At 44.6% G+C, this 22,352-nt stretch carries 23 protein-coding genes; 4 read left to right on the forward strand and 19 right to left on the reverse strand.

The genetic code is table 11. The features are described from left to right. Window positions 1-8: 8 nt before the first annotated feature. On the forward strand, window positions 9-1,496 hold the full coding sequence (locus tag PTW35_RS21285; protein WP_281029119.1) for a cobyric acid synthase: 1,488 nt from the start codon (window positions 9-11) through the stop codon (window positions 1,494-1,496). Between the two features lie 61 nt (window positions 1,497-1,557). After that, on the forward strand, window positions 1,558-2,097 hold the full coding sequence (locus PTW35_RS21290; RefSeq protein WP_281028869.1) for a GNAT family N-acetyltransferase: 540 nt from the start codon (window positions 1,558-1,560) through the stop codon (window positions 2,095-2,097). A 55-nt stretch (window positions 2,098-2,152) separates the two neighbouring features. Here the strand turns inward: PTW35_RS21290 and PTW35_RS21295 are convergent, their stop codons facing one another. Genes PTW35_RS21295 through PTW35_RS21310 form a run of 4 tightly spaced genes read right to left on the reverse strand, consistent with a single transcriptional unit; the run spans window position 2,153 to window position 5,502 of the window. Continuing rightward, on the reverse strand, window positions 2,153-3,046 hold the full coding sequence (locus PTW35_RS21295) for an amino acid ABC transporter permease (protein ID WP_044621187.1): 894 nt from the start codon (window positions 3,044-3,046) through the stop codon (window positions 2,153-2,155). 27 nt (window positions 3,047-3,073) lie between these two features. Beyond that, window positions 3,074-3,883 (reverse strand): transporter substrate-binding domain-containing protein, encoded by an 810-nt coding sequence (locus PTW35_RS21300; protein ID WP_281028870.1) that lies wholly within the window; start codon window positions 3,881-3,883, stop codon window positions 3,074-3,076. Between the two features lie 40 nt (window positions 3,884-3,923). Beyond that, entirely contained in the window at window positions 3,924-4,754 is an 831-nt protein-coding gene (locus PTW35_RS21305; RefSeq protein WP_281028871.1) for an amino acid ABC transporter permease, read from the reverse strand. A gap of 10 nt (window positions 4,755-4,764) precedes the next feature. Continuing rightward, window positions 4,765-5,502, reverse strand: a complete 738-nt coding sequence (locus PTW35_RS21310) for an amino acid ABC transporter ATP-binding protein (protein WP_281028872.1) — start codon at window positions 5,500-5,502, stop codon at window positions 4,765-4,767. 301 nt (window positions 5,503-5,803) lie between these two features. Between PTW35_RS21310 and aroG the strand changes: the two genes are divergently transcribed. Beyond that, window positions 5,804-6,856, forward strand: a complete 1,053-nt coding sequence (gene aroG / locus PTW35_RS21315; protein WP_281028873.1) for a 3-deoxy-7-phosphoheptulonate synthase AroG — start codon at window positions 5,804-5,806, stop codon at window positions 6,854-6,856. A 405-nt stretch (window positions 6,857-7,261) separates the two neighbouring features. Beyond that, window positions 7,262-8,395 (forward strand): O-antigen ligase family protein, encoded by a 1,134-nt coding sequence (locus tag PTW35_RS21320; RefSeq protein WP_281028874.1) that lies wholly within the window; start codon window positions 7,262-7,264, stop codon window positions 8,393-8,395. A gap of 42 nt (window positions 8,396-8,437) precedes the next feature. On the opposite strand, the gene PTW35_RS21325 is transcribed toward PTW35_RS21320, so the two are convergent. From PTW35_RS21325 to PTW35_RS21395, 15 genes are all read right to left on the reverse strand, one after another. Then, window positions 8,438-9,529 (reverse strand): Flp pilus assembly protein TadD, encoded by a 1,092-nt coding sequence (locus PTW35_RS21325; RefSeq protein ID WP_281028875.1) that lies wholly within the window; start codon window positions 9,527-9,529, stop codon window positions 8,438-8,440. 19 nt (window positions 9,530-9,548) lie between these two features. Then, window positions 9,549-10,514, reverse strand: a complete 966-nt coding sequence (locus PTW35_RS21330; protein WP_281028876.1) for a type II secretion system F family protein — start codon at window positions 10,512-10,514, stop codon at window positions 9,549-9,551. Window position 10,515: 1 nt separating this feature from the next. Continuing rightward, the gene (locus PTW35_RS21335) at window positions 10,516-11,487 is read right to left on the reverse strand and encodes a type II secretion system F family protein (RefSeq protein WP_281028877.1); all 972 of its coding nucleotides are present in this window, start codon (window positions 11,485-11,487) and stop codon (window positions 10,516-10,518) included. Further along, complete coding sequence (locus PTW35_RS21340; protein ID WP_281028878.1) at window positions 11,487-12,863, reverse strand: CpaF family protein; 1,377 nt, start codon at window positions 12,861-12,863, stop codon at window positions 11,487-11,489. The genes PTW35_RS21335 and PTW35_RS21340 overlap by 1 nt, the downstream gene beginning before the upstream one ends. Before the next feature lie 2 nt (window positions 12,864-12,865). After that, window positions 12,866-14,101 carry an AAA family ATPase gene (locus tag PTW35_RS21345; protein ID WP_281028879.1) on the reverse strand — a complete coding sequence of 412 codons (1,236 nt, stop codon included), beginning with the start codon at window positions 14,099-14,101 and terminating at the stop codon, window positions 12,866-12,868. 8 nt (window positions 14,102-14,109) lie between these two features. Then, entirely contained in the window at window positions 14,110-14,589 is a 480-nt protein-coding gene (locus PTW35_RS21350; protein ID WP_281029120.1) for a TadE/TadG family type IV pilus assembly protein, read from the reverse strand. After that, window positions 14,589-15,032: a TadE/TadG family type IV pilus assembly protein gene (locus PTW35_RS21355; protein ID WP_281028880.1), complete on the reverse strand. Its 444-nt coding sequence runs from the start codon at window positions 15,030-15,032 to the stop codon at window positions 14,589-14,591. Before PTW35_RS21355 ends, PTW35_RS21350 begins: the two co-directional genes overlap by 1 nt. Continuing rightward, window positions 15,032-16,327: a Tad domain-containing protein gene (locus tag PTW35_RS21360; RefSeq protein WP_281028881.1), complete on the reverse strand. Its 1,296-nt coding sequence runs from the start codon at window positions 16,325-16,327 to the stop codon at window positions 15,032-15,034. Before PTW35_RS21360 ends, PTW35_RS21355 begins: the two co-directional genes overlap by 1 nt. A 33-nt stretch (window positions 16,328-16,360) precedes the next feature. After that, window positions 16,361-16,615: a hypothetical protein gene (locus tag PTW35_RS21365; RefSeq protein WP_281028882.1), complete on the reverse strand. Its 255-nt coding sequence runs from the start codon at window positions 16,613-16,615 to the stop codon at window positions 16,361-16,363. A 23-nt stretch (window positions 16,616-16,638) separates the two neighbouring features. Then, window positions 16,639-18,114: a type II and III secretion system protein family protein gene (locus PTW35_RS21370; RefSeq protein ID WP_281028883.1), complete on the reverse strand. Its 1,476-nt coding sequence runs from the start codon at window positions 18,112-18,114 to the stop codon at window positions 16,639-16,641. 25 nt (window positions 18,115-18,139) lie between these two features. Beyond that, window positions 18,140-18,922, reverse strand: a complete 783-nt coding sequence (gene cpaB / locus PTW35_RS21375) for a Flp pilus assembly protein CpaB (protein ID WP_281028884.1) — start codon at window positions 18,920-18,922, stop codon at window positions 18,140-18,142. After that, window positions 18,915-20,243 (reverse strand): AAA family ATPase, encoded by a 1,329-nt coding sequence (locus tag PTW35_RS21380; RefSeq protein WP_281028885.1) that lies wholly within the window; start codon window positions 20,241-20,243, stop codon window positions 18,915-18,917. Before PTW35_RS21380 ends, cpaB begins: the two co-directional genes overlap by 8 nt. Before the next feature lie 30 nt (window positions 20,244-20,273). Next, the gene (locus PTW35_RS21385) at window positions 20,274-20,780 is read right to left on the reverse strand and encodes an A24 family peptidase (protein WP_281028886.1); all 507 of its coding nucleotides are present in this window, start codon (window positions 20,778-20,780) and stop codon (window positions 20,274-20,276) included. 29 nt (window positions 20,781-20,809) lie between these two features. Then, window positions 20,810-21,001, reverse strand: a complete 192-nt coding sequence (locus tag PTW35_RS21390; RefSeq protein WP_281028887.1) for a Flp family type IVb pilin — start codon at window positions 20,999-21,001, stop codon at window positions 20,810-20,812. 294 nt (window positions 21,002-21,295) lie between these two features. After that, complete coding sequence (locus PTW35_RS21395) at window positions 21,296-21,811, reverse strand: DUF4136 domain-containing protein (protein WP_281028888.1); 516 nt, start codon at window positions 21,809-21,811, stop codon at window positions 21,296-21,298. Window positions 21,812-22,352: the final 541 nt, after the last annotated feature.

Here is a 22,352-nt window from a genome sequence, read left to right on the forward strand (position 1 = left end):
GAGAAGAAATGCAATCAACAACCAAGGCCCTGATGGTACAAGGCACAACTTCTGATGCAGGAAAAAGTGTTTTGGCTGCAGGCTTGTGCCGGGTATTGGCGCGAAAAAATATCAAAGTTGCCCCTTTCAAATCACAAAACATGGCCCTCAATAGTGCGGTAACTAAAGATGGCGGCGAGATAGGGCGAGCACAGGCCGTCCAGGCTCAGGCGAGTATGATCGAGCCTACGGTACATATGAATCCGGTTTTGCTTAAACCAAATACCGATATCGGTGCTCAGGTTATCGTACAGGGTAAGGCTCTGGCTGATATGGATGCGGTGGGATACCACAACTACAAAAAAGTTGTCTTGGGCCCCATTATGGAGTCTTTCAGTATCCTACAGCAGGAATACCAGACGGTTATTATCGAAGGAGCTGGCAGCCCTGCCGAGATTAATTTACGCGAAAATGATGTTGCCAATATGGGGTTTGCCGAAGAGGCTGATGTTCCGGTGATCATCGTTGCCGATATTGACCGTGGTGGTGTATTTGCTCACTTGTACGGTACATTGGCCTTGTTATCGGACAGCGAACAAGCACGGGTGAAAGGCTTTGTGATTAACCGTTTCCGCGGCGATATCAAACTGCTTGAATCTGGCTTGGATTGGCTTGAGCAGAAAACCGGCAAGCCGGTATTGGGCGTACTGCCCTATTTGCATGGTTTGATGCTGGAGGCTGAAGATGCTATCGATGTTCAGCAGGTAGATGCCGACGGCGATCAGTTGAAAGTTTCGGTGCCGGTATTAACACGAGTGAGCAACCATACTGATTTTGACCCTTTGCGCATGCATCCACAGGTAAATCTGCAATTTATCGGTAAAGGGCAGCAAATTCCGCCATCTGATCTTATCATTATTCCAGGGACTAAAAGTGTTCGCAGTGATTTGGACTACCTTAAGGAACAAGGGTGGGACCAACAAATCGCCCGCCACCTTCGCTTAGGCGGTAAGGTGATGGGGATATGTGGTGGCTATCAGATGCTTGGTGAATCTATTGCAGATCTTGATGGCATTGAAGGTGAGCCCGGAACCAGCCGAGGCTTGGGGTATCTACCGATCGCAACAGTCTTAGCACCTAACAAGCAGCTAAAGCAAGTTAGAGGCAGCCTGACGATGCCAGGGCAGGACAGTGTTCCTGTCAGGGGGTACGAGATCCATGCCGGTGTGACTAATGGCATAGATCATGAGGCGCCGATTCATCTAGCCGATGGCTTTGATGGCAAATTGGGTATCGATAATCAAGTGTTTGGCACTTACTTGCACGGGATCTTTGAGCATAAAGCAGCCTGTGATGCCATTTTAAAATGGGCGGGCCTAGCTGCAACGTGCACACCGGATTTTGATTTGATCCGCGAGCAAGGTATAGACCGAGTTGCTGACATGCTTGAAGCGCATATGGATTTTGACAAGCTATGGCCGGAGTGGTCAGAACAATTGGGTAGGAAGGGGAGCTAGTGTTCCCTTTCGTTAACCAATGGGCCTAGTGCTAAAGTACCGCTAGGCCCTTAGAAGAGGGATGAATATGATTTTAGATGTGTCACCGAGTATTAAAACTCAACGTCTTTACACCAGGCCATGGGATGAAGACGATCTTGCTGGTTTATACCGGATAATGTCCAATCAATCAGTTCATACCTTTACGGAAGAAGAGCCTTGGTCTGAAGAAAAGGCACGGCATGAGTTGAAGAAATACCATGTTGAGTCCTCAATGCTAGATGGGCGCCGTGGCTATTTTAACTGCCCGCTGATCCTATCTGGTTGCGATACCTTGATTGGCCGAGTGGGGTTGCATCCCTATGGCGACAACGATTCAACCGCTGAGATTGAATGGGTGATCTGCGAAGATCATTGGCATCAAGGGTACGCTACAGAGATTGGCCGGGCGATCCTCGAATATGGTTTTCGAGAGGCTGGCTTTCATAGCATTATTGGCTTTACCTGTATTCGCAACATGTCGGCGCGCCAGGTAATGAAAAAAATAGGGATGGAACATATAGGAGACAGGGAGCTTCATAACAGGAAGCTAAGTGTGTTTCAAATCAAGAGGGAGCCATAAACCGGCTCCCTTCATGTTCACCTGTCCCCCAATCTTTAGAAGTATCGCGATGAAGCTATCTTGTTTGATGATGTTTTTGGGTATGTTTTTCAAGTTTGCCAAATAGCACAGACAGGCTGAAACATAGGACAAGGTAGCCCGCCCCCACCAATAACCAAATTTCGAAAATCAATCCTGACGAGTTAGCTATCTCACTACCGACAAAGGTTAATTCCTGAACAGAAATCAGCGAGATAATGGATGAATCTTTGACCAAGGAAATGAACTGGCCAGCGAGAGGGGGGACGATCCCGCTCAAGGCCTGAGGGAAGATGACAAACCTGAACCGATCTAACCGTGTTAAGCCCAAGGAGTCAGCGGCCTCCCATTGCCCTTTGGCAATGGCGTCTATGCCTGAGCGGACGATTTCGGCAATATAGGCGGCGGCAATCAGCCCAACACACAGCACCCCAGAGAATAGGTTCTCCCAAAGCTTGGCTGGTCCGAATAAGAAAGACTGCCAGTAGCCGATATCGCTTGGGGTGTCTCTTAATATACTTTCCAGTCCCAAAACCGGAATTAGTTGGCTGGAAATGAAAAAATAAAAGATAAATACGAAGACTAGAGGCGGGATATTCCTGACCAGTTGGATATAGGCCTGGGCTGGGAACCTAAAGACAAACCAACTGGACCGGCGCGCGAGGCCAAGCAGCAAGCCAAGACTGCCAGCAAACAGCATCCCCCACAAACTGAGGCGCAAAGTGGCAATGAGCCCCTGAAAAAAATAGGGCAGTTCGCCATTTCTGCCTGGCGTCATGATAAGGGTAAACGCCTTGTGCCAATTCCACTGGTAGTGCACCCCGGCAGACGAGCGGTACCAAAGCCAGCCGATAGCCGCAGCGATCAGCAGCATTAACAGCCCATCGAGCTTGCCCAGTTTACATGCTACCGGGCTTTTTTTGCCCGGCATGGCTTGTATGTGTGAATGTTGCAATGGCTATTGTCCTTTTGCGATCTGGTTTTCCCAGTCAAGAGTGGTGAACCAGTAGTCATGGCGCTCTTTCAGCCAACCATCCTCGGTGCGGAGCAAAATCCAGTTGTTGAAGAAATTAAGCAAATCAAATTCGCCATGGCGGATTGCAAAAGCCTCCGAACCACGGCTCAGGCGCTCATCAAATGGAATATACAGCTTGTCCCTGTACTGGATGGCCATGTGTTCAGGCTTGGGGGACGATGCCAAGGCCGCGTGCGCATTGCCGTTGAGGACTTCCTGGAAGGCTTGGGCTTCGTCATCGAATTGGCGCAATTTTGCTTTGGGGAAATACTTCTTCGCGGTTTGCACGGTATAGGCACCACGGCGTACGGCAAGGGTAACGCTGCGTTTGTTGTAGTCCTCGAAACTGGATTTATCCGCCGCAAGCTCCGTGTGTGCGGCCAGTTGAACACCGGAGTGGGCGTATGGGCTGGTAAATAAGACACTCATATTACGCTCGGGGGTAATCGACATACCGCCGATAATCACATCGAACTTACCAGCAAGCAGAGCCGGAATGATGCCGTCCCAAGCGGTCGGGATAAATTCGATTTTCAGCCCTGCGTCTTTAGCCAGCTGCCGTGCCACATCGACCTCGAAGCCAACCAGCTCCCCTTGTTTGTCTCTCATTGCCCACGGGACAAATGTCGAGAGCCCTACACGTAATGTACCGCGTTCCTTGATTTCGACCAGTGTGCTTTTTTCAGCCGCAGTTGATACGGTGGCTATTGTTAAGGCTATAACAGCAACCAATGCTGAGAGTAATCGTTTCATGCTTCCTTTCTCCTTGTGCGGGTTAAACACATACTTTGAGTTAATGAGAGGGGGTATCGAGCCGATATGCTAACCAAGCAGCCAGGCCAGAGAGCGTGAGGGTGACGACAAGATAAATGCCGGCAACGGTAAACCAGACTTCAAATGGCATCGCGGTATCAGCGACGATATTTCGCCCTTCTGTTGTTAAATCGAAAATAGCCATAACACTGACAATCGAAGAGTTTTTGACAAGAGAAACAGCTTCATTGGTCAGCGGGGGTAAAATACGCTTGATGACTTGGGGCAAGATGACAAAGCGGTAGCTATCTAGAGCAGAGAGTCCGAGGCTATTGCTGGCTTCGAACTGCCCCCGATCAACACTGGTTAATCCTGCGCGGAAAATCTCTGCCGTATAAGCCCCCTGGAAAAGCGATAGTGCAAGTACTGCGGTTGTGAATCGCTCGAGGCCGAGTACGGGGCCGAAAACGAAATACAACAGGTATATTTGAACCAGTAAAGGCGTATTGCGGATCAGCTCGACGTATCCCCAGGATAAGCCACGGCCAATGACGGAACCAGACACACGGAGCAGTGCGGTCACCAGCCCGATGGCGAGGGTCAACAACAAACTGACAGCTGAAATCTGCAGGGTCACCCTCAGCCCTTCAAGCAATTCGGCGGGAAACCACTCTCCATCTTCGAAGAACCATAGGTATTGAGGGATCCGGTACCACTGCCAGCGATAGTTCATTGCCTCGGCACCGGTATCGAGCAACCAAAGCAAGAAAACAGCGACTAAAGAGACTTGCAGTAAACCGGTGAAAAAAGGCTTGGAAATACGTCCGATGGTCTTTAGCCCGGGGGATGGGCCAGCGACATTATGAACCATAGTTTATCCCTTAATAGCTGAGGATCTGCTCCAAGAACATTTGTGTTCTTGGGTGCTGTGGCGCATCAAACAATTGTGCTGGAGGAGCGACTTCAACGATTTCGCCTTCATCCATAAAGACCACGCGATCGGCCACTTTTCGGGCAAACCCCATTTCATGAGTGACACAAATCATGGTCATCCCTTCTCTGGCCAGTTCTGTCATTACATCCAGTACTTCGCGGATCATCTCTGGGTCAAGCGCAGATGTTGGTTCGTCAAACAGCAGGATATCAGGTTTCATGCATAGTGAGCGGGCGATCGCAACCCGCTGCTGCTGGCCGCCAGATAACTGCGAAGGGTATTTGTCTGCCTGGTGGGCGATATGAACACGCTCCAGATATTCCATCGCCAATTGTTCGGCATCGGACTTGGTTAGTTTTCGTGTCCGCCGGGGGGCAAGCGTAAGGTTATCCAGTACGGTCATGTGGGGAAATAAATTGAAATGTTGGAAAACCATGCCAACTTGGCCTCGAATGCGTTTTAGATGCTGTGCATCAAGGGGGCGGCCGGCAACGCTAAGTTGTCCTGCATCGAATTGTTCGAGTCCGTTGATGCATCTGATCAGGGTGGATTTCCCCGAACCTGACGGACCGCATATCACAAGCTTTTCGCCGCGAGAAATGTTTAGATTTATATTCTTAAGTGCCTGGAAATCCCCGTACCACTTATTGATGTTCTGAAACGAAATTACAGTTTCCTCGGTCATCCAGACCTCTCCCCAGACAAGCTTTGTATAGCACTATGTTATTGCTTTGTAATATATAATTCAAAGACATGAGTCGAATATAGACCGATAACTGTGAAATAAATGTGGTTTCATGCTGATTACGCATCTGGTTGATTATTATGTCGCCGATTTGAAAAAAAATCACCAAAATTGCTAATTAGCGTTTGCACTGCTCATAAAAGACGGATAAGTTAAAGTCAATTGGATTTGAAATATACTGTCAACTAAGTCTGTAATTATTTATTTACAGCTGGCAGGTGCGCAAACTTAGGAAGTAACAATGCATAAAACCGATGATGTTCGCATTCGCGAAATTAAAGAACTTCTCCCTCCGGTCGCCGTACTGGAGCGTTTTCCTGCAACAGAAAATGCGTCTGAAACGGTATATCAAGCACGTCAGTCAATTCACAAGATCCTAAATGATGAAGATGATCGACTGTTGGTCATTGTTGGCCCGTGTTCGATCCACGACACCAAGGCGGCACTTGAATACGGCCAGAAGCTAAAGGCGCTGCGTGAAGAGCTAAAAGGTGAACTTGAGGTGGTTATGCGGGTTTACTTCGAAAAGCCGCGTACCACTGTGGGTTGGAAAGGACTTATCAACGACCCATACATGGACAACAGCTTCCAGCTCAACGATGGTCTCCGTATGGGGCGAAAGCTGTTGCTTGATCTAACCGATATGGGCGTACCGACAGCGGGTGAGTTCCTAGATATGATCACGCCGCAGTACATGGGAGATCTGATCAGTTGGGGGGCTATCGGTGCCCGTACCACAGAATCTCAGGTACACCGTGAGTTGGCATCGGGCCTTTCTTGTCCTGTAGGCTTCAAAAACGGCACAGACGGTAACATTAAAATTGCCACCGATGCGATAGGTTCATCGAGCTCGCCGCACCACTTCCTATCTGTGACCAAATACGGCCACTCAGCGATTGTCTCAACGGCGGGTAATGAGGACTGCCACATTATTTTACGTGGCGGCAAAGAGCCTAACTACAGCAAGGAGCATGTGAAGGCGATTACCGATCAGCTTGAAAGTGCTGGCCTGCGCCAGAAGGTGATGATTGACTTCAGCCACGCTAACAGCCTCAAGCAGTACCAGCGCCAGATGTTGGTGTCCGAAGATGTCGGTAGCCAGATCGCAGAAGGTAATAAAGCTATTTTCGGGGTAATGATTGAAAGTCACCTTGTCGAAGGTCGTCAGGATATCGTCGAAGGTCAAGAGCCAACTTATGGCCAGAGCATCACCGATGCCTGCATTGGCTTTGGCGATACCGAGAAAGTACTTCGCCAGCTTGCTGCCGATGTGAAAAAACGCCGCGATAAGTAAGAAAGGCTTAATCTAGAAACGACCTAACAAGCCAGCAAGACAGCTGGCTTTTTACTGTAAAAAATACTTGATTGAATTTAAACATTTAACGCATGGGGTTTATAATTATATATAGGATTTGCTCTGTACAAAGGATTGTATATGCGGGAAAAATCAGTTTTATATAATGTTATATTCTATTTTCTTTGTTTCGGGTTAATATACTTTTGCTTTAACCTGCATTTTTCCAAAAAAAACATGTATCTACTTTATGATTCTAAAAGGTTTTATGTCGCCGGTTTAGTATTCTTGATTTGTTTTTTTATTGTGATATCGAACAGTATTAGAATAGGTATCATTACTGCGATACAGGAACTACCTCTGTGGTTAAAGTTAATATTGATTGTACTCGTGCTGAGTATGCTGATGTCTACTTTTAATAGCGATGATGTTGTTTTTTCAGCTCGTTATTTTTTGTACTATCTTGGTTTGTTTTTTCTATGCTGTGCTCTTTATAATACAGTAACAAACCAAGTTTCACAGATGTATAGGTTTTTTGCTGTTATATCTATATTGTTATTTTTATCGGTTGGAATGGCCTTTTGGCTAAGAATATATTTTGAGTTGGAAGTAAATATACATACTATTTTTAGCTTTTCCAACCCAAGATTTTTAAACCAAATCCAAGTTTGGTTGGTTATTCCATTGCTCTATATGTCAATATTAAATATTAAAAGAAATAAAAATATCATAATTTTAAATTTTGCTTTGATGCTTAGTGTCGCAGTAATTATTGCAACAGATGCAAGAGGGATCAGTATTGCGCTATTCTCTGTTGTAATACTGTGGTCTTTGATTGATGGGGCATGGCGGCGAGAAATACTTACTTTAAGCTTCAAAGTTGCAATATTGGGCTACATAATAAAATTGATAATATTGTCGCCGGTACCCGGCTTTATCTTTGGTGATGGGATACTCGATTTTGGAACTATAAGGACTGATTCTCCTGGAAGGTTACAACTATGGAAAGATTCATTATCATTAATTGACTTTTTGGGAGGAGGTGGGGGTTATTTTGTTTGTACTTCTGAATATAACGACTCGCCTAAGTTTGGCCATCCTCATAATTCTATGCTGCAAGCATTAATTGAGTGGGGAGCTTTAGCTGCAATCTCATATTGTTTACTATTAGCTTCATTGTTTTACAAAGTTATTACAACAAATCGAAGGATAGTGAGGGTATCAGGTTTAAGTCTATTAGCTGGTTTTGCATATAGTTTTGTATCTGGGGTTCTAGTTATGCCATTAAGCCAGTTACTTGCTGTTTTGTCTATAGCTATATTTTGGCATCGTCTTAAAGGAAAATCTCCTTCACAGAAAGGTAAATATACAAATAGCTTTTCTAGCTTACTCTTGATTGCTGCCTCTTTGATAGTCTTTTCTTTAATTGATATGGGAGGAGAGAGAATTGAAATGTATCAGTCTGGTTTTTTACAGAATGAACAGATTGAAAATGAAAGGGTAAGAATAGACTTTTGGCTTGGTCATAATTGTAGTTAGTTATGAAAAAGGAAAGCCACCAACTATGGTGGCTTAAATTTATCAATGATTGGTATCGGTAATAGAGTAAACGGTCGTTTGTGATTGGTTATTATATTGGTTGTTGGTCAGTTTTACCGGGGGGGATGTAATTTGTAATTTTTGGGCTCGTTTTAAATTAACTTGTGCTTTTTCATAGAAAGTGGGGCTGGTATTAATCGCTCTTTCAAGATAATTTATGGCAGATTCATAGTCGCCCTCTAACATTGCGAAGTAACCAACATCGTTTAAGGCTTTTTCTCTAGGCATGACATTGGATAGAGCATCGAACGCATCTTCATATCGTTTGGATTTTATGTAGGTTAGCCCTAGATTAGACCAAGCGCGCTTATTCTTTGGATACAAAGTCGTTGTTCGCTTATTGATAATTTCCGACTGAGCCAAGTTTCCATCAAGGTAGTATGAGTAGCCAAGGTTTGTCAGGGTTTTTTCTGAGCGGTTATTAACGTTTAGAGCAGTGAGGTAAATTTGTTGGGCGGATTTATGTTTAGCATCAAGATCAGCAATAATCCCCAAGCCTATATATGCATCTAGCGGCGAGCTACTATCAATGAGCAGCCTCTGGGAATATAAGTTGCGCTCGGGGTCCCAGTCTGATTTTCCTTGTCTTTGTTGATCCAGCTTAATTGCTTTGAGTAGCTGCTTTTTGGCGTTATCGTGTTCACCTAGTTTGAGTTCAACTACGCCGACGGATGCGGCATATTGAATATTGTCTTTATTGATTAGAGCGGCGCGGCTATATGCGAGTTTTGCCAGCTTGTAATTTTGTCTTTGTTGGTGGATATAGCCAATTTTGTAAAAGGCTTGATCGGAATTTTTTTGATCAGGAAAACTCAGTGCTCTGATGTACTGATACAGCGCTAAGTCGTAATCATTTGCTAAGTAGGCTTGATCACCGCGAAGAATAGCTTCTTGTGCATTTTCAGGGGGGAAATCACCGGTAAGCCCCAGCGTTGATTTCCCATCGTAAAGCTCATGATTGAATTCTATGTTACCTGTTGGCACTGTATCATTACTAGCACAGCCTATGATAAGTGATGATACTATAGACAGTACAATAAACTTCTTTTCAAAAAAAATATTAGCGCTCATCATTTTACTTCCTTTTACTTGGCTAACGGCCTGCAAACATATCCAATACTTTTACGATAGCAGGACCTACTGCAACTGCAAAAAAACCAGGCCAAATGCAAGTAACTAATGGAAAAATCATTTTTGTACCTATTTTTGCGGCTTCTTCTTCCGCTTTTTGCATGCGCCTGTCACGAAATTCATCCGCATATTCTCTTAATGTATCTCCCATGCTGGACCCGAGTTTCACCGATTGCGTAATAATACTGATAAGGCCTTGAAGCTCAATGAGTCCAGTTCGTTCAACAAATTGATTGAGCGCAACGGGGATTGAAATTCCAATACGAGCTTTTTGACCAACCAGCTGCAATTCTTGACTGAGTTCGGGCGAGACAGAATCGATTTCCTTTGCCACACGGTTGAGTGCGGCTTGAAATCCGAGTCCAGCCTCAGATGCTACCACTAGTAAATCAAGGGCGTCGGGGAAAGCATTTCTTAATGCTTTTGTTCGATTTTCGGCAAGGTTACGCAGAATAATATTAGGGATAAACGAGGCACTACCCACGGCTATTAGGGTGTAAATAACGACTTTTTGCGAGGTTAGTTCCGGAAAGAAGTTAGTAGCAATGACAGCTCCAATCAAAGCGAATAAAGATAAAATGATTTTTATTGCGTAAAAAGAAGTTAATGCTGAGCTTTTTTCAAAACCGGCATGCATTAGCAGTTCTTTGGTATTAAGTTGTTCAGCTTTAGATTTGGGAGTGACGTATTTTTCGATAGACTCCAGTGTTTTATCAATCTGTTTTGTTCCTGAGGAGGTGTGTCGGTTTTTGTTTGGTGCTGAAATAGTGTTCAAACGCTGTTTGAGTGGGTTAGAGAGGTTGTTGATTAATATCCCGATACTTACCGTTAAGGCAACTGCACTCAAGAATACAAATCCTAGCACAACCCATTTGGTCAGATCTTCATTGTCTAAGTAGGTGTTCAATACGCTGATGATATAGTCCATATCACACCTCGATTCGTAATAGCTTTCTTATCCAAAACAGGCCAAGTGTCATCAGTATTGCCGTGACGGTCAATACTGTCTGACCTCGTTCTGATTCCAGCAGAGGGGCAATGTAGCCTGGATTACTGATGTAAAGCATGAGGAAAAGTACAAATGGGACCATCATAAGTACCCATGCCGACATACGTCCTTCTGCTGAAAGTGTTCTGACTTTTCGCATCAGACGAAACCGGCTTCTGATCACACCTGAAATTTTATCGAGTGTTTCTGCAAGGTTCCCTCCGGTTTCTTTTTGGATTGTAACTGCACTATTAAAGGCCAGCACACTCACGGAGGGGTTTCGTTGCGCCAAGTTAGCGAGCGCGATTTTTAAATCAACGCCATAGTTGAGTTCAACGAAAGTTTTGCCAAACTCAACGGAAATGGGAGGGGACATTTCCTCACTGACTGTCTTCATCACTTCGGTAAATGGATAGCCCACTAATAGGGCTCGTTTCATTACATCTAGCGCCTCAACAAACTGCTCCTCGAAAAGTTGCAGCCGCTGTTCTGACTTTTGACGTAAAAAAAGGAAAAATCCCACAAGAATAATGACTGGAACGGTTGCTGCAAACCTTACGCTCTGTGTTAAAAAAAGCGTGGCAAACATTGAGAGAAACATGCTAACTGTTAACCAAATACCAACTTTGTAAGCTTTCCAATTAAGCCCAGCAAGTTCGAGTTTCTCACCCAGATATTCGCCAAAGGCATTGTTTTCTAGCCAGCGTTCAGTTGGTGACAGCTTGTCCAAATAACTTCTTCTCAACAGTGACTGCTGATGGACTTTGCCCGATTCTGCAATGATTTCGAGTTGCTTTTTTAACAGCCGGTTGCGATTAGCCCGTGTTCCAGATGCTGAAATAAGGATAGTTTGTGAGATAACAACGACCGCAACAAACAAAATGATGAGGTAAAGTTTTAGATTCTGATCCATTAGAAACCTCCGTTACTGTCGGAAGTGAAATATGAGTAAGGAAGTTCGATCCCCATATGCTTGAAGGTATCCATGAATGACGGTACATTACCCGTTGCCTGATATTTGCCGATGACATTACCATTTTCATCAATGCCTTGGCGGGTAAAACAAAACAGCTCTGTTAATGTGATGACATCTCCTTCCATAGCATTTACTTCGACAATGCTGGTAATACGTCGCTTACCATCTTCCATGCGGCGTAATTGGACAATGATATTGAGAGCCGAAGCAATTTGTGAACGAACATTCTTAATCGGCATGTTCCAGCCTGCTATGGCGAACATATTCTCAATTCGGCCAAGAGCATCCCGTGGAGTATTCGCATGTATTGTTGTCATTGAACCGTCATGACCGGTATTCATTGCTGCGAGCATATCGACAGCTTCACCTCCACGAACCTCACCGACAACAATGCGATCCGGTCGCATACGTAGTGAGTTGATAACTAATTCACGCTGAGTGATAGCGCCTCGTCCTTCGATATTGGGTGGACGAGTTTCCAAACGTACAACATGGGGCTGCTGAAGCTGGAGTTCTGCTGAATCTTCGATAGTTACAATACGTTCATTTTTGGGAATAAATGATGAGCATATATTTAGGGTGGTGGTTTTACCTGACCCGGTCCCCCCGGAGATTAGAATGTTTAAACGCCCCTTAACGACTGCTTGTAAAAAATGAGCCATCTCTTCATTGAGTGTTCCGTATTCGAGTAATTGTTCGATCTGGAGCTTTTCAACCGCAAATTTACGGATAGAAAGTGATGGCCCGTCGATAGCGAGCGGCGGAATGATGGCATTAACACGGGAGCCGTCTTTGAGTCGGGCATCAACCATGGGAGAGCTTTCATCGACCCGTCGTCCAACTTGGGAAACAATCCGGTCGATCACATTGAGAAGGTGTTGGTCGTCCCGAAAAAAAGAATTAACCGGTTCAAGTTTACCTTTTCGCTCAACATAAATTTGGCGGCTTGAATTAACGAGTATGTCCGATATGGACTGATCTTTTAACAATGGCTCAAGCGGACCTAGGCCTAATATCTCATCACCTATTTCTTCAATAACTCGTTTGCGCCCTTCTGCATTAAGCGGAACGTCCTTATCGAGTAACAACATACTCGACATTTCAGCGATTTGTTCATGTGCTTGCTCTAGGGGTAAACTTTCCAATAGCGACAAGTCGATAGTTTTGTATAGCTCATCAATGATATCTTCTTTGATTGCCTGTTCCTGTGGATTTGCCGGTTTGGCTTGTCGTGGTTGGTCTTCCAAATCCTGGGTTGGCAATGGTATATGAGTGGTTTGTTCTACCGTATTAACTCCCTTTTTTTTAAACATAGCTAGCTCCTTAGAAACGCAAATAAACGTTTAAAGCCTTTTTCTGGCTGAACTTCATGCCCACTCATCATATTGGCCACATCCTTGAGCACTTTCACGATCGGCTTTTTGTCAAAATGTGTTGCCAGTAGTTCCCCTAAATTTGTTGATGCACTGACTGACAGGTAATCATTGGGAACGAGCACAAGTTCGTCCACATGGAGGGATTTCTTTATGTCATCCGGCTTTATATCAATGTTTTTAGAGTATCGGTTGACGATGACATTTATTTGTTGCTGACTAAAACCGAACATATGTTTCAATTGCTTGATAAGGCCTGACGCCTCCTGAATGGAGGGAATATTTTGTTGAACAACAATAAAGATGTTATCAGCATTCGAGACCGCGGGCAGCGTACTGTTCTCTAGTCCCCTCGATAGATCAATAATAATATGCTCAAAATTATTGGTAACATGCTCTAGGAAGTCACGAAAAGCGTTAGCTTTAAATTCGGGAATGGTATCTATCAATTGCTCGGAGCGATTGGGGATGAATCTCAGCCCAGACTCGTGCTTGGTGAGTATTCCGGAAAGAGCGTATTCATCTAAGCTGTCAACTTGGGAAAGAGCTTCACTCAGTGTGAATTTGGGGTAGGTGGAAAGCAGCCCCGATGAAGACCCAAACTGGGCGTCGGGATCAATCAGTACAACTGACTTGTGTTCCAGTGCAATGATATGAGCAATTGAGGTTGAAAGAATTGATGCGCCCATTCCTCCCTTGGCATTGATGAACACACTGGTTTTTCCTTGCTTTCTATTTGCTGATTTTATCTCAGCGCAATTAACGATCAGTTGATCGAGTTCTGACTCATCAAATGGAATGGAAAGAACGTCTTTTATTTCAACTTTCAATGCATTGCGCAGAACTTCTGTTGTTGATTCCTTGGTGATCAGGATAATTGGAATTGTTTTCGAGATAACTTGCTTTACTCGGTTTGCTATAGCCATCCAATCCGCGTCACCATCAATGATGATCAGATCTGGTTTTTTGACATTTTCATTGTTTTTAACTTTGGCAATAAATTCTAAGTGACTTAAAGATGTGAAATGTACATTGCTCCATTGGGCAAAATAGTCGGTCAATGGCTTTAGAAATTTGTCACTGTCACTTATAAGCCAACCATTTATCGACACCGCCAGAGGCGGCTTCATGGATGAAGATAAGATGTCTGTTTCTGAGAGGTAGCTTGTAGTTTCCATATTCCACCCTAGCAGTCAGTGAATCCGGTCCGTGTAACGCCGAGGCTCTCTCTCGGTAGTAGTGTGCGAAAATCAGGAGCTGTAAATGTAAGATCAAACAGCGGGATCAATAATGAAATTTGATAATTAGTAATCCTCGCCTCGACAAACTCAATTTGATTGAAATTGACGGTTTGGGTGACATCTTCAGTAATTGTTTGGCCTAAGCTATCGAGGTAGTTAACTTCAATATTGTTGATGGTGAAACCGGGCAGGGGAACGTTATCAATGATCGCCGCGAGCAGGGTATCTTGTTGCTCAGTAGCTGACACTTGACAGACTGTTGCTAAACGAGCAGTTCGGCGCGAGGTTTCGTTCAAAGCATGCCAAGTAAAAAGCAAGCGTCCAAATTCGATAATGGCAAATATCAGGAGAAAGAACAGCGAAGCAACGATTGAAAATTCGACTAAGGTACTGCCATGCTGTTTATTATTCTTTAAACTGATCATCACAGAACCCTCATTGAGTAAGAGGAGACCAAGGTAAAATTAAGATCGATATCTTTTCCTGTGAAGTATCCCGGTATGAAGCTCATAACGGGTTGATATGGGTATTTTATCTCAACTTTTACATAATTTCCGGTCAGGGTTACTTCAACTTGGGATGTGCTCAGAGCGGGAATGATAGCTTCCGTCCCTCCGTTGATGGAGCCATACACCGCGAGGTTTTTAGTCAATGTGATATTGCTGTCATCTAACGTATATAAGCCGTCTGTGCCTTTGAATTCGCCTGATAGGAATCTGGCCGAATCTCTACTTATTTTCTCTAATTCGGCGTAAGTGTAAAAAGCTCGCCCTAACTCTACCAGCGACAGCAGCAGCAGCAGGAAAAAAGGTAGCAAGATGGTAAACTCGACCATCGCGACTCCGCTTTGTTGACTTTGAGTTTTCATTATGAGTCCCCGCTGTCAGGGTCGGCAAAAAGCACTATCTTGTAAGGACCTTCTTCATTCGGCTCATTGCTTGCGTTGCCGCTGTTGTTTCTGCAGTCTTTGATGAATTCCCCGATGATCCAAGAGCCATCACCGTTGCCTGAATTATCATCGATCGTGGTGGTTTCGCTTACTGGTTGTGAGATGAAAAAACACCCGAGTCCTTTAAGCTCAACTTCCATCCTGCCGCCATTCTTTGAGGCGGTACTGCAGTCTAAAATAGGAACGGTTACTATTCGGCGGAAATAACCTTTTTCTTGGCAAGAAGATGAATTGAGGCAGGACTCATAATTCTGTGATTCATATTTTCCCATGTAATCCGAATAACTGTAGAGATCACCGGCTGTTTTGTTAGGCTCATATTTGTTAGTTTCGGGGTTCAGCATTACCGCTGCTATGTTGTCTTTATCATACTCGGAATTGATATCTGGTATATAGTCCTCATCTTTCAGGCCGGGCACTTTAAAGCCTTCAAACCGTGAATCTAAGGCTAGGGTGGGGCCGACCATATTACCGGTTTCTGTAGTGATTTGTTCGCCTTCTTTAAGGGTAAGGCAACTGTCGTATTTGCCAGCTAAAGCCTCGCGGTACGCATCGGCACCGGTTTGGGGATTGCCGTCAGCATCGGTGAGGGTGATAGGCATAAAATTACCTGGGCCTAAGTCCGATGGATTTGTTGACGAAGCCTTGAGCACGTGGAGAGTCTCAGTGGAATACCCAGCGATGTTGTTTTCGCTGGAATCATCTCCAGCACAGATACTCAAGGGGACAATATTGCATGAGCGGCCCAGACTAGAACTTGGCCCAGCGACCGCAGAAGCTCTGGTGCTTAAGTCAATTTTCATTATCGAGACTAAGAAGTCCGGAATATCGACATTTTCGATGCGAACTCTGACATAGGGTGAATCTGTTGTCGCGGTACTTGGATCAAAAGGAAGGTTTTCGGAGAACTCGAAAGCTATCGTTGCATTGTCGAGTTCAATAGCCGTGTAACCGTCATAACTAAGGTTATCGTTAATGGCTTGAGTTCCAGCTGTAATTGCATCTGCTTGTGTGCCGCCTAAATCGATGGTTTTGGCAGCACTTAGCGCGGCTGAATCAGCAAGATTCTGCAGTTTACCTTTGGACAAAACAAGGTTGCCGACGTCGAGAGCCAAGGCGCCTGCGCCAATGAGTACCGCCATTGCTAGTGTGGCGAATACAACAACCACACCTTTTTGTTTGCTGGGTCGGCTATATCTGGTTTTGGCTCTCATAGTTCTATTCCTGCTGCTAACGATGAAAAATTATCAATCGCCTATGCCACTAATGATGTCTTTGCTCTTCACTTTCTTCTGTTCAGTGCCTTTTTTCTCGAGGAGAAATGATTTACTGGCTTTTTTGCCGCTGAACGTCGGTGAACCCAATGGCACCCTGTTCTCGGCCAGAGGATCAACTGTTTGCATTCTGACCATTTTATTTAAGCTGTTGCCCAATGCGGGTTCACCGCTCCAAGAGGCGTGGCAAAAAACTAGGGCTGCAATTGTCACGTAATTGATATTCATTTTGTTTATCCCTCTAGCTATCTTTACAAGCTGTGGCCAAATTGCCCCTCAGAGCCCGCACTTGGCGAAAGCGTCACAGAAGATGTCGGTGTTGCCTGACGGTATGCGTTGTTTTCATTACTTTGTTTTAGCTCGCTCATGCGGCCCAATAGATAAAACTCCCAATCATTAGGCTCGACAAAACTGTCTGTCGGCAGGGTGAGATCTTGTCTACGCACCGGCTTGGCAAGTCTTGGAGTAACTAAAATTACCAGTTCAGTTTCACCCTTACGAAATGATTGGCTACGAAAAAGTTGGCCGATGACAGGGAGATCTCCCAAGCCGGGGAGCTTGTCGACAACATCTGTAACCGTTTCATTCAATAAGCCGGCAATCCCGATGGTTTGGCCATTGCCAAGCTCGACGGTGGTCTTCGCGCTGCGCTTAGACAGGGCAGGCACAAAAAACTGGGAAGCGGTCCCGCTCGGCGAGACAGTGACAGCGTTTTGGTTGGTGATTTCACTGACTTCAATGTTAAGTGCAAGGTTGATACTGTCACTGGATGAAACGGTCGGAACAAATTGCAATCCGACACCGAACTCCTTGAATTCAATTGTAATATTTTCATCGTTGGGTACGGGGATTGGGAATTCACCACCTGATAAAAATTCAGCACTTTCACCGCTAAGTGCAGTCAAGGTTGGTTCGGCAAGCACTTTTGCCAGCCCATTGGTTTTGGCGATACTAAATGCGGCGCTAAAAAGGGTACTGCCGCTGAGATAACTGGCGAACAGGCCATTATCTTCAATGTTTAGAGGAGCAGAGATTATTTCAGTTATGATATTTCCTGCATCGTCAACAGGTGGGACCACCGGAATACTGGCACCACCATTGACCGTACCCCAAGTCCAGTTGCTGTTATTGCGGGCGAAGACAAAATTAGAGTCAAATTCTCTGATCAGTGAACGTTGAACTTCAGCGACAGTGACTTCAAGCATGATCTGGTGTGAGCCGCCGACGTTCATCAGGTTGATGATCCCGGTGTCTTTGCCTGTGAAAGTATTCGCAATTTCCTCAGCCATGGCAATTTTTTCTGCACTGGAAACGTCGCCGCCTAGTACGAGCTTGTTTTGGCTGGTATAGACCGAGATTTTCTCTTGCGGCATGAATTCATACAGTTTTGCTTTTAAGGCATTTAAATCGTGTGTGACTTCAACGTCCAATACTGTGATGAGTCTGCCACGTGAATCCCAAACGATAACATTGGTAGTGCCGAGCGCTTTACCCAGTACATAGATTTTATTGGAACGAAGAATGAGGATGTCTGCTACGTCCGGATTCCCGATAGAGATTTTTTTTGCACTACCCGGGATTTCGATCAGCCGAGACTTATGCTGAGGCACTGCTATTGACTGCGTTCTTGCAGCAAAACCTTCACTGCTGAGTAACAAAGAAAAAAGCACTACTATAACAACGAGTAATGACCTAGATAATGTTAATGAGTTCTGATTGCTTTCCATATCTTATGCTTCCTTGAAAGGCCCGCTAAATACGAACACTCACACGACTGGTGTCGGTTCCTTTGATAATGGTGACGCTGTCAGTGGTTCTTTGGTAAACCTTAGGTTTTTCTTCTGGGTCATTAGGGTTACGCAATGAAAGTTGTAGCTCGCCTTTAGACTTAGCGGTGATCAGCGATTCGGCCTGTTTGGGGGTGAGCTCGAGAGTGACCGCGCGGACAATAATCGGTTTGGATTCGTCCGTTCTAGCTGTTTGGTCGACTGCTAAGATTTTGATTTTTTTTAAGACAGTTTGAGCTCGGCTGATTTTTTCTTGGGCATAAATCACATCAACATAATCGCCGGGCAACAGGAAACCGGCGACCCCGATGACGTCGTTGACCCGGATTGTGACTGCGCGCATGTTGGGGGAGATAAGTGCTGCCAGCGTTGTGCCTTCGCCCGGCGAGACTAACCGTTCTGAGCGCAATATATCGCCAGCAAAAATCTCATTGCGCGCCAATTTCCCAATCACATCGGACAGTTGTGGGTAGCCGGTTTGAGCAACCAGCTCCTCAGGGTAGTATTCAAGCTTTAGGTGTTTGGCCTCGAGTGGTGTGCCTAAGGGAATATTCTGTTGTGCGACGACACGTGCAACTCTCGGCTGCTCTTTGATCACCTCTTTGATGACTTCTATGCGTTCGGGCTCTGAAGCCACAGGGGGGGTGGCGGCTTGTTTTTTCTCTATCCAGTTATTAGCAAGCAGTAAGGCACCAAACCCCATTGCGACAGATACAGAAAGCATTAGCAGCAGTTTGCCGTTATTCATGAGATGTTACCTCCTGCTCATCGTTGACAAAATAGCAATCCCAGACAGTTTGCATTAATTCTGGGGTGATGATCGGTTGATGCTGGTAAAACTGAATTTGGTTACTGCACATGGCGACCAAATCTCGCGGGTAACAAGGCAGTAGAGGAACGGCATAGGGCCTGTGAAGCTGCTCGAAAACATACTCTAATACGTCTGCCGTGGTAGTAAGTTGATGTCTGTCGCACTCGTTGTGCCACAGCGTGGTGTAATCGTCCGCGGATATGGGCCCGAAGTTGATTTTGTAGCCTATTCGCCGGAGAAAAGCGTCATCAGCAAGCTTGGCCGGATGGATGTTTGATGAGAACACCAATACTTGCTCGAAAGGGATGTCAAAGTGATCGCCAGAACTTAGCGATAAGTAGTCGATCTTTTCTTCCAGCGGAATAATCCAGCGGTTGAGGATGGCATCGACAGAGACCTTCTGCCTGCCAAGATCATCAATGAGAAGTATGCCGTTGTTGGCTTTCATCTGAAGGGGCGCCCGATTGATTTTATGGCTTGGGTCAACGGTAACTTCAAGCATATCAGCAGTGAGCTCTCCCCCGACAACGACTTCCGGCCGCTGGCATTTCACTAGTCGATTGTCGTAGCCGTCATCTAGTAGCAAGGATTCTTCCTGACTCTGTATCGGCTTGTGGATGATAGGGTCGAATAGCTGAATAATCTGATTGCCAATGCAAATCGAATAGGGAACAAAGACTTGTGACTTGAAAAGCCGGATGAGTCTTCGTGATATATAGGTTTTCCCCGTGCCGGGCAAGCCGTAGATAAAGATCGCCCGCCCGGAATTGAGTGCAGGCCCGACTGTGCCGATAATGTCGTTGGGTAGGATCAAATCATTCAGCCCGTTGCATAGTATGTCAGGGGTGACCAGTTCTTCCTTGGTGGTCTGGCTGAGGACCAGTGCCTTGTAGTGGGGCAATGAGATGGGGGCAGGACCTAGATAACCGTCACGCTGGATCTCATGCTGTGCCAGGTTTCGCCCTTTGTTGGTGAGGCCGTAGCGAATACTGGCGGAAAATCGCCCATCGGAGCGAACTTCGACATACGCTTCTGACTTTTGTTTTTGCAATATTTGCTCGATGATATTGCCTGATAACCCTAGTTTTTTTGACAGGCCGACGACATCATCGTCAGTCACTTGGGAAAGGTGCTTAATAATAAGGGTTTCGAGTAAACGAGCAGGAAGGCCAGTTTGCTCTAGCGTTTTCGGCTTGAGAGTCAGTGTGTTTGACTGTGACTTGGGCCTTTTTTTAAGTATTGACAAATCGATACCCATGACCACTCCTTAGCGAGATGAGGTAAACCGCTAGAACAAGTAAAATTCACAAAATACTGTTGCGAGTAAAATAGCCCCTCCCATAGGTACAGCACTGCTTGCGGTAGTATTGGCTTCGGGCTTGAGATAGCATCCGAGTTTTATCGACTGGCACCAACGTGACAGCATTGGTGTTAGTTCGCCGTAGCAGGATAATCTTGAAAGGGATAGCAGCCCGGCAAAGCCGACTGCAACAGCAATAAGTATAATTATGTTTGATGGGCCGAAGAAAATGCCTAGAGATGCTAAAAGTTTAGCATCTCCAGCGCCGAAAAGACCGATATAAAACAGAATTATACAGATTGAAAGTCCAACAAATATACCTGATATTGCGAAAAATATTGGAGCCGCACTTATTGAACTTGTGATGTCCGAGTTATAAGTTAATTGGATGGTCCCAATTACCACAATGGACAACACTAAATAATTTGGTATTTTGGAATACTTAATATCATATAGTGCAGCGTAGAATACCAAAATAATTATGGGCAGACTCATGGTATATTCCGTTTTCCGCGAATAACGTTTTATGAGCCACTATTAGCAGTAGCTAATTCATCTTTAAGACCACTGATTGTCGTTTCTACTTCCCCACCTAACTCAGAAAACGCCGTTACCACCGCGGCAGCTACCAGTGCGCCTGCCACTGCGTATTCGACTGTTGTTAGTCCTTCTTCATCACGATAAAAATCAATAAGGAACTGCTTAAATGATTTCATGGTGTAACTCCCTTGATAGCAAAGATGTTTGTAAAAATTTGTCTTCCGACAATGTAAATTTAGTAAGAGGAAACAAAAAATCAAAAGCAAATTTTGTGTTTTTTTGTGGTATTTATTTTTTTAACTGCATGTTTTTTGTAAGTGCATGATTTCTAATAAATATGATTTTTATTAATTTTGAGGCGTTGTCTCAAAAGTAAGAATATATGCACACAGTTGATTTTGTGCTGGTGTTTTTAATTTTTGTCTTATAGTTGATAATAACTGGTGTGGGAATATAATTATAATTATAATTTAATTTGGCGGAAATTCTTTAAATATTTCATTGATTTGGCTTTCGATAAATATTTTTCTGGATGACGGGGTCATGGCGTCGGTGAGGCGGCGTTGGGACGCTGAGCGCCAAATGACGAGGTTGGTCTTAGGGTCTATCAATTCAATGACTATTTTGCCATATCGATACTCTCTAATTGGTGTTGGAGTAGAGTAAGCAATACCCACATTTCGGTGATGGTAGCCTAATCCTAGAGAGGTGCCATAAGTCTGGAAGTCACTATGTTCTTCAATAAAGTGCCTAACTAATAAGTCACCCTTTTCTGTCACGTTAGTAATCCCTTTGGTGTAAAGCTCAGTTCGTATAGCATCTTCTATACGCTTTCCATCAAGGGTTGTTGCCTGTGTTGTAGCAAATTTAGCGAATTCGTAGGTTTTGTAACTCGAATAGTCAACCGCTGAGTTGAAGTCTGTAATAACTTCTTTTGTGCATGCTGAAAGAAATATAAAAAGTAATATTATTATTTGTTTAGTCATCTCTCACCTGCAGCATTAGTCGAGTGATTTTAATTAATGTATTCAGGTTTGCTGATCGCATATGATTACACCGTCGTTAAATTCGACAGCGAGGGGAGATAAATTTTTCAGTTTATTCTGAAGATGAAAACTATGTGGAAACTGGCAATAAATTTCATACTCTTTATGCAATCCGTTGTCTAGAAAAGCATCCAATACTTCGGCAGTGTCAGCGATTAACAATCTTGATTGGGGTTCTAAGTACATACCTGACTCACATCACACTTTTAACTTTATTTGTTCAAGCATAGCTTAGCTTGATGTGATTGCTCATGTGTAAACAGAGGGTGGCGACAAAACCGACCTGGATGTTGCTTGATCATGACATACCGAAAGAACTTAGGTATTCCAATAAGATTAAGAATAAATGAGATAGAGGTAACTGGAAATTCTCACTATGCTTAATGAATAGTTAATACAACGTAACCCACTGACAAATAAAGCTTCAATATTGATGTTTGATTCGATTCTATCGCACTGTGTCATAATCAGTAGGTAAGGT

Source organism: Photobacterium sp. DA100, assembly GCF_029223585.1.
GTDB lineage: Bacteria > Pseudomonadota > Gammaproteobacteria > Enterobacterales > Vibrionaceae > Photobacterium.

Bases quoted from the DNA above. Each gene is read 5' to 3' on its own strand.
- PTW35_RS21285 (WP_281029119.1), top strand. From the start codon at position 9: ATGCAATCAACAACCAAGGCCCTGATGGTACAAGGCACAACTTCTGAT.
- PTW35_RS21290 (WP_281028869.1), top strand. From the start codon at position 1,558: ATGAATATGATTTTAGATGTGTCACCGAGTATTAAAACTCAACGTCTT.
- PTW35_RS21295 (WP_044621187.1), bottom strand. From the start codon at position 3,046: ATGCCGGGCAAAAAAAGCCCGGTAGCATGTAAACTGGGCAAGCTCGAT.
- PTW35_RS21300 (WP_281028870.1), bottom strand. From the start codon at position 3,883: ATGAAACGATTACTCTCAGCATTGGTTGCTGTTATAGCCTTAACAATA.
- PTW35_RS21305 (WP_281028871.1), bottom strand. From the start codon at position 4,754: ATGGTTCATAATGTCGCTGGCCCATCCCCCGGGCTAAAGACCATCGGA.
- PTW35_RS21310 (WP_281028872.1), bottom strand. From the start codon at position 5,502: ATGACCGAGGAAACTGTAATTTCGTTTCAGAACATCAATAAGTGGTAC.
- aroG (WP_281028873.1), top strand. From the start codon at position 5,804: ATGCATAAAACCGATGATGTTCGCATTCGCGAAATTAAAGAACTTCTC.
- PTW35_RS21320 (WP_281028874.1), top strand. From the start codon at position 7,262: ATGTCTACTTTTAATAGCGATGATGTTGTTTTTTCAGCTCGTTATTTT.
- PTW35_RS21325 (WP_281028875.1), bottom strand. From the start codon at position 9,529: ATGATGAGCGCTAATATTTTTTTTGAAAAGAAGTTTATTGTACTGTCT.
- PTW35_RS21330 (WP_281028876.1), bottom strand. From the start codon at position 10,514: ATGGACTATATCATCAGCGTATTGAACACCTACTTAGACAATGAAGAT.
- PTW35_RS21335 (WP_281028877.1), bottom strand. From the start codon at position 11,487: ATGGATCAGAATCTAAAACTTTACCTCATCATTTTGTTTGTTGCGGTC.
- PTW35_RS21340 (WP_281028878.1), bottom strand. From the start codon at position 12,863: ATGTTTAAAAAAAAGGGAGTTAATACGGTAGAACAAACCACTCATATA.
- PTW35_RS21345 (WP_281028879.1), bottom strand. From the start codon at position 14,101: ATGGAAACTACAAGCTACCTCTCAGAAACAGACATCTTATCTTCATCC.
- PTW35_RS21350 (WP_281029120.1), bottom strand. From the start codon at position 14,589: ATGATCAGTTTAAAGAATAATAAACAGCATGGCAGTACCTTAGTCGAA.
- PTW35_RS21355 (WP_281028880.1), bottom strand. From the start codon at position 15,032: ATGAAAACTCAAAGTCAACAAAGCGGAGTCGCGATGGTCGAGTTTACC.
- PTW35_RS21360 (WP_281028881.1), bottom strand. From the start codon at position 16,327: ATGAGAGCCAAAACCAGATATAGCCGACCCAGCAAACAAAAAGGTGTG.
- PTW35_RS21365 (WP_281028882.1), bottom strand. From the start codon at position 16,615: ATGAATATCAATTACGTGACAATTGCAGCCCTAGTTTTTTGCCACGCC.
- PTW35_RS21370 (WP_281028883.1), bottom strand. From the start codon at position 18,114: ATGGAAAGCAATCAGAACTCATTAACATTATCTAGGTCATTACTCGTT.
- cpaB (WP_281028884.1), bottom strand. From the start codon at position 18,922: ATGAATAACGGCAAACTGCTGCTAATGCTTTCTGTATCTGTCGCAATG.
- PTW35_RS21380 (WP_281028885.1), bottom strand. From the start codon at position 20,243: ATGGGTATCGATTTGTCAATACTTAAAAAAAGGCCCAAGTCACAGTCA.
- PTW35_RS21385 (WP_281028886.1), bottom strand. From the start codon at position 20,780: ATGAGTCTGCCCATAATTATTTTGGTATTCTACGCTGCACTATATGAT.
- PTW35_RS21390 (WP_281028887.1), bottom strand. From the start codon at position 21,001: ATGAAATCATTTAAGCAGTTCCTTATTGATTTTTATCGTGATGAAGAA.
- PTW35_RS21395 (WP_281028888.1), bottom strand. From the start codon at position 21,811: ATGACTAAACAAATAATAATATTACTTTTTATATTTCTTTCAGCATGC.